Annotated in this window: 5 protein-coding genes; all 5 read right to left on the reverse strand. The window is 76.9% G+C overall.

Annotation, left to right across the window (positions count from 1 at the left end):
* Window positions 1–102: 102 nt before the first annotated feature.
* Entirely contained in the window at window positions 103–966 is an 864-nt protein-coding gene (locus ACFWH7_RS20435; RefSeq protein WP_378219415.1) for an HpcH/HpaI aldolase/citrate lyase family protein, read from the reverse strand.
* The gene (locus ACFWH7_RS20440; protein WP_378219417.1) at window positions 963–2,183 is read right to left on the reverse strand and encodes a CaiB/BaiF CoA transferase family protein; all 1,221 of its coding nucleotides are present in this window, start codon (window positions 2,181–2,183) and stop codon (window positions 963–965) included. Before ACFWH7_RS20440 ends, ACFWH7_RS20435 begins: the two co-directional genes overlap by 4 nt.
* A complete protein-coding gene (locus tag ACFWH7_RS20445) occupies window positions 2,180–4,264 on the reverse strand; it encodes an SUMF1/EgtB/PvdO family nonheme iron enzyme (RefSeq protein ID WP_378219419.1) in 2,085 nt (694 codons plus the stop codon). The genes ACFWH7_RS20440 and ACFWH7_RS20445 overlap by 4 nt, the downstream gene beginning before the upstream one ends.
* Before the next feature lie 53 nt (window positions 4,265–4,317).
* Window positions 4,318–5,370, reverse strand: coding sequence for a ribokinase (locus ACFWH7_RS20450; protein WP_378219422.1), 1,053 nt, complete (start codon window positions 5,368–5,370; stop codon window positions 4,318–4,320).
* Window positions 5,367–6,417 (reverse strand): ADP-ribosylglycohydrolase family protein (locus ACFWH7_RS20455; RefSeq protein ID WP_378219424.1); only part of this gene is annotated, 1,051 nt, incomplete at its 5' end. The genes ACFWH7_RS20455 and ACFWH7_RS20450, both read right to left, overlap by 4 nt.

Raw genomic sequence — 6,417 nt, forward strand, 5'->3', positions numbered from 1 at the left:
CGCGACCGGGCCGATGGCGACAGCAACGTCGTGCTCGACCGGGAGGAGGGTCGTTCTCGGCGCGGCCCGCCGCACGGGTGCTGGCCGCGCTCGCCGGCCGCGCTAGCCGGGCGGGCGGCGGCCCGCCAGGGCCAGCACGGTGCGCGCGCGCTCGACCATCGCGACGTCGAGGAACGTGCCGTCGGCGAGCGCCACGACGCCCGTGCCCGACGCCGCGGCGTCGCCGACGCGCTCGACGACCTCGCGCGCGCGGTCCACCTCGTCCGGGGTCGGGAGGAACGCGTCGCGGATGGTGTCGAGCTGCGCGGGGTGGATCGCGGTGCGGCCGCAGAAGCCGAGCGCCCGCCCGGCGCGGCACGACGCCGCGAGCCCGTCGAGGTCGCGCACGTGCGTGAACGCGGACATCGCGGGCGACGGCAGCCCCGCCGCCCGGGCCGCGACGACGACCCGGCTGCGCGCCCACGCGAGCCCGGCCTCGTCGTCGACCCGCAGGTCGGAGCGCAGGTCGGCCTCGCCGAGCCCGATGGACGCGACCTGCGGCGACGCCGTCGCGAGCTCGAACGCGCGCTCGACGCCGAGCGCCGACTCGACCAGCAGGTGCAGCGCCCGCCCGGGGAGCGCCGCGGCGAGCGCGCGCACCTCGTCGGCGGACTCGACCTTCGGCGCGCGCGCCCCGACGGCGAGCGGCAGTCCCGCGAGGGTCGCGACGTCGTCGGCGTGCCACGGCGTCGCCGGGTGGTTGACGCGCACCTGGACCCCGCGCGCGGCGGCGGCCTCGTCGAGCAGCGCGGCGGCGTGCGCCCGCGCCTCGTCCTTGCGCGCCGGCGCGACGGCGTCCTCGAGGTCGACGAGCACGACGTCGGCCGCCGACCCGAGCGCCTTCGCGACCCGGTCGGGCCGGTCCGCGGGCACGTACAGCAGCGTCAGCGGCGGCGCGGCGCCCGGCCGGTCGCCCCGGCCCGTCACACCGCCCCCTCGGCCCGGAGCTCGGCGACGCGCTCGGGCGAGAAGCCCAGCTCGCCCAGCACGGTGTCGGTGTCGGCGCCGTGCGCGCGGCCGGTGAAGCGGATGACGCCGTCGTTCTCGGACATCCGGAACAGCGGGCCCTGCATGAGCATCGGCCCGAGCTCGGGGTCCTCGATCTCGTGGATCGTGCCGAGCGCGCGGAACTGCGGGTCGTCGACGATGTCCTGGGCGTCGTAGATCGGCGCGACGGCGGCCTGCGCCTCCTCGAACGCGGCGACGACCTCGTCGCGCGTGCGCTGCGCGATCCAGCCGCCGACGGCCTCGTCGAGCAGGTCGGCGTGCTGCGCGCGCTCGACGCCGCTCGCGAACCAGGGCTCGTCGACGATCTCGGGGCGCCCGACGAGACGCATGACGCGCTCGGCGATGGACTGCGCCGACGTCGACACCGCGACCCACTGCCCGTCGCGCGTGCGGTAGGTGTTGCGCGGCGCGTTGTTCGCGGACCGGTTGCCGGTGCGTGGCTGCACGGTGCGGAGCTGGTCCCAGCGCGTGATCTGCGGGCCGAGCATCGCGAGGATGGGCTCGATGATCGCCGTGTCGACGACCTGCCCGTGCCCGGTGCGCTCGCGCGTGGACAGCGCGACCATGACGGCGAACGCGGTCGCGAGCGACGCGACGCCGTCGGCGAGCCCGAACGGCGGGAGGGTCGGCGGGCCGTCGGGCTCGCCGGTCATCGCGGCGAACCCGCTCATCGCCTCGGCGAGCGTGCCGAACCCGGGGCGGGTGCGGTACGGGCCGACCTGCCCGAACCCGCTCACGCGCGCGAGCACGAGCCGCGGGTTGCGCGCGGACAGCTCGTCGTAGCCGAGGCCCCAGCGCTCGAGCGTGCCGGGCCGGAAGTTCTCGACGACGACGTCCGCCTCGGCGACGAGCGCGAGGAACACCTCGCGGCCACCGTCGCTCCCGAGGTTCGCGGTGACGGTGCGCTTGTTGCGCCCGAGCGTCTTCCACCACAGGTTCACGCCGTCCTTCGCGGCGCCGTGCGTGCGCGACGGGTCGGGCTTCGTGGGGTGCTCGACCTTGACGACGTCGGCGCCCAGGTCACCGAGGTGCATCGCCGCCATGGGTCCGGCGAACAGCGTCGACGCGTCGACGACGCGCAGACCCGCGAGCGCGCCGGCGGCGGGGTCGCGCGAGACGCGCGGTGCGTCCGTCATGCCGTCACCTCCTCGGCGGGCTGATCGTGGACGGGCTGGTCGTCGGCGAGGTCCCACGCGCAGCGGAACCCGACGGTCGCGCCGCGCGCGAGCCCCAGGCCGGGGACGAGGAGCTTGACCGCGTGGTCGGGGGCGTGGCGCCCGCCCTCGACGTACCAGTCGGAGCCGTCGGCGCGGTAGTCGCTGCCGCCCTTGAGCATGACGAACCGCGTGCGGCCGTCGGAGTGCTCGGAGCCCGTCCAGCTCCACACGGCGGGCTCGCCGCGCGTCCAGCCGGGCTGCTCGGCCGCGAGCTGCCACTCGTCCTCGGTGGGCAGGCGCCCGCCGCGCCACGCGCAGAACGCGCGGGCGTCGTCGAGGTCGACGAAGGTCACGGGCTCGTCCTCCGTGCCGGGCGCGGGACGGCCGTCGACCCAGTACGCGAGGAAGCGGTGCGCGACGGCGGGCACGTACCCGGTGGCCGTGAGGAACTCCGCGAACTCCGCGTTCGTCACGTCGCGGCCCACCGCCCCGGGGGCGGCGAGCTCGCCGTCGCGCTGGAGGGTCCGCGCGTCGTGCAGGCGCGGCGGGAGCGGCTTCCACTCGTCCACGTACGGCGCGCCCTGGTACATCCCGGTCTCGCGCGCGCGGTGCCGGACGGTCAGCACGTACGGCCCCGCGGGGACGACGACGGCGCCCGCCCCGGGCGCACCCGTCGCCCGGGCGGCGTCCTGCCCGACGACGGCCCCCGGCCCGGCCGGTTCCGTCCCCCTGGTCGGCGCGGACGTGGGGACAGACGCGTCGAGGCGTCGCGCGAGCCGGTGCGGGAAGCGCGCGTCGGGGTCGTGCGGCGCGGTCTCGTCGAGCGAGGCGACCACGTCGCGCAGGTGCTGCAGCCACGCGGGCTCCCCCGCGCCGTCGGCCACGTGCAGCGCCGCGGCGATCCCCCGACCGGGCACGCGCACATCCGCGCCGTCCCCGCCGCCCGCGAGCAGCGTGCCCCCGTAGTCGGCCGCGCCCCGGTTGACGACCGTCCACAGGGTCACGCCGTCGAGCTCCCAGCGCGACGCGTAGACACCGGCCTCCTCCGCCTCGGGCGCGAGCTCGGCCAGCGGCGTCCACTCCCCCTCCAGCAGGAGCGGCCGCGCGGCGCGCTGGACCGTGACCAGGCGCTTCACCGTCGCCGCGTCGCGCGCCGACCAGCCGACCCACACGCCGAACACGACCTCCCACACCATGACGCCCACGCCGTTGAGCCACGCGGACTGGAGCTCCTCGGAGTGGTCGCGGTGCCAGCGGCGCACGTGGTGCTGCATGTGCCGCCGCTCGTACCAGTGCGCGCGCAGCACGCCGGGCACGGGCGAGTCGGCGAAGAACTGCGCCCACGACGACGAGTGGTCCTCGATGCGCTCGACCGGGAGCTTGGACTCGCCCTCCAGGACGATCCCCGGGCGCGCGGCCTCGAGCCGCGCCACGAGCTCCGGCTCGGCCTTCTTCAGCGTGTCGAGGAAGACGCCGTCGGCGCCGAGGTCGCGCACGACGGCCGCGAGCTCGGTGAGGTCGTCGTCGCCGCGACGCGTGCCGACGTCCCACGGGTTGTAGTCGACGAACACGTGCAGGCCCGCGTCGTGGAACGTCCGCACGAGGTCGACGATCCCCGGGACGTCGCGGTAGAAGTCCCACTGGTTGCGGTCGTCGATCCCGATGACAGGGTACGCGTGCCACAGCACGACGGCGTCGAGGCCGCCGAACCGCTCGCGCGCGTCGGCGAGGAACCGCTCGGGCGTGAACCGGTGCTCCTCGAACGAGTACAGCAGCTCGTCCCACAGCCAGACCTGCGCGACCGTCGAGCACCCCGCGGCCCACGCGGCGTCCGGGCGGTCGTACGCGGCGCCCGTGTACCCGTGGCGGCGGCGCGCGTCGTCGCGCCACGCGGCGAGACGCTCGCGCCAGGCGGGGCGGTCGGCGGGGTCGGCCGGGCCGACGAAGATCTTCGCCTCGTCGAGCGCGAGGGACGGCTCGGGCGTGAGCGGCCCGTCGAGCGCGACCTCGGTCGGCCGGTCGATCGGTCGCGGGACGAGCGGGTCGAACGTGTAGGTCATGGTGCCTTTCCCTCGGCGGGCCGGGCCCGCGCTCGGACGTGCTGCGGAGTGGCTCAGGTCGGGCGGGCGGGGTTCTCGGCACGCTCGGCGAGCGCGACGACGTCCGCCGCGTCGGGCACGGCGTCCTGCGCCCCGGGGCGGGTCACCGCGAGCGCGCCCGCGGCGGCGGCCAGCCGCGCGGCGTCGGGCAGGTCCGCGCCGCGCGCGAGCGCCGCGGCGAGGACGCCGCAGAACGTGTCGCCCGCGCCGGTGGTGTCCACGGCCTCGACGGGGACCGCGGAGACGTCGGTGAGCAGCTTCCCCCCGGGCAGGCGCTCGGCCACGAGGCTCCCCCGGCCGCCGAGCGTCACGACGACGGCCGGGACGCGCAGGAGCAGGAGACTCGCGAGGCTGTGCGGGTCGGTCTCGCGCGCCGTCGACCCCTCGGGACCCGGAGCGCCCGCGACGCCCTGCGCGTCTCCGGTGCGTGGCGCTGCACGGACGTCAACCCCGGCGAGGTCGGCGGCCTCGTGCTCGTTGACGACGAGCACGTCGATCGTGTTCCAGAGGTCGTCCGGCAGGTCACGCGACGGCGCCGCGTTGAGGACCAGCAGCGCGCCGGGACGGCGCGCGGCCGCGGCGGCGCGCACGACGTCGAGCGGGATCTCGAGCTGCGCGAGGACGACGTCCGCCGCGGCGATCCGTTCCGCCTGCGCCGCGCCGACCGTCACGTGCGAGTTCGCGCCGGGCGCGACGACGATCGCGTTCTCGCCGTCGGGCGAGACGGTGATGAGCGCGGTGCCCGTCGCGGCGTCCACGCGCTCGACGAGGTCGGTGCGCACCCCGCCGCGGTCGAGCGACGCGAGCAGCAGGTCGGCCGCGTCGTCGTGCCCGAGCGCGCCGACGAACGTCGTCTCGGCACCGCCCGCGCGCGCCGCGCCGACCGCCTGGTTCGCGCCCTTGCCGCCGGGGTTGCGCCGCAGCTCGCCGCCGAGGATGGTCTCGCCGCCGCCGGGGTGGCGCGGCACGTCGACGACGAGGTCGACGTTCGCCGACCCGACCACCACGACCCGTCCCGACCCGCCCGGGACCGTGGCGCCCCGCTCCTCGTCCGCCGTCGTGCTCATGCCTGTGCCTCCTCCGTGGGACCATGCACGGCTCCCCCGGCCACCACGACCGGGACCGTCGCGAGCGCGACCGTCCGCGCCGCGAGGTCCACGATCCTCTGCTCGCCGCCGGGCAGCGAGGTCGCGATGTGGCTGTCGAGCGGGCGCGTCCACCGCTGACCGATGCCCTCGACGCCCTGCAGCGCACCCACCACGCCACCGACCGTCGCTCCCGCCGAGTCGGTGTCCCAGCCCGCGGTGACGGCGATCGCGACGCTCGCGCCGAAGTCCCCGCGGCCGTCCGCCGCGCGCCCCGCCGTGAGCGCGTAGGCGATCACCGCGGCGTTGTTCAGCACGTGCACCCAGTGCAGGTCGCCGTACGCGGCGTGGATCGTGTCGAGCCCGGCGCGCACCCCCGCCTCGGACGCGTCGCCGTCGCGGCCCGCGTCCCGGCCGAGCCGGATCGCGGCGGCCAGGCGGCTGCCCGGCGGCACGACGGCGTCCGCGGCGTCGAGCACGTCGTCCACCGTGTCGCAGACCATGGCCGCCGACGCGAGCGCGGCGGCCCACATCGCCCCGTACACGCCGTTGCGCGTGTGGCTCAGGCGCGCGTCCGTCCACGCGAGGCGCGCGGCCTCGCGCACGTCGCCGGGCGAGACCCAGCCGAGCACGTCCGTGCGGATGAGCGCGCCGATCCACTCCCGGAACGGGTTGTGGTGCGTCGCCGTCTCCGGCACCGGCCGCGCGTCGAGGATGTTGCGGTACGCGGCGCGCTCGGCCGTGAACACCCGGCCCGCGGGCAGCGCGTCGAGCCAGAGCTGCGCGACGTCGTCCGTCGTGAAGCCGCGCCCGTGCCGCTCCAGCAGGGCGAGCGCGAGGATCGGGTAGTTGAGGTCGTCGTCCTCGGGCATCCCGTCGATGTTCTCCTCGAGCGACGTCGGGGCGCTGCGCCGGTTCCACTGCCAGCGCGCGGCGACGTCGTCTGGCCGCCCGACTGCGGTGAACCAGCGGGCGAGCGGCCACCGGCCCGGGGGGCTCGGGAGGGGCGCGCTCGGCGAGCGCGGGCGA

The organism is Cellulosimicrobium cellulans, from assembly GCF_042723955.1.
Taxonomy (GTDB): Bacteria; Actinomycetota; Actinomycetes; order Actinomycetales; family Cellulomonadaceae; genus Cellulosimicrobium; species Cellulosimicrobium cellulans_H.

Coding starts and splice junctions, on each gene's coding strand:
- ACFWH7_RS20450 (WP_378219422.1), bottom strand. CDS start 5,370: ATGAGCACGACGGCGGACGAGGAGCGGGGCGCCACGGTCCCGGGCGGG.
- ACFWH7_RS20440 (WP_378219417.1), bottom strand. CDS start 2,183: ATGACGGACGCACCGCGCGTCTCGCGCGACCCCGCCGCCGGCGCGCTC.
- ACFWH7_RS20445 (WP_378219419.1), bottom strand. CDS start 4,264: ATGACCTACACGTTCGACCCGCTCGTCCCGCGACCGATCGACCGGCCG.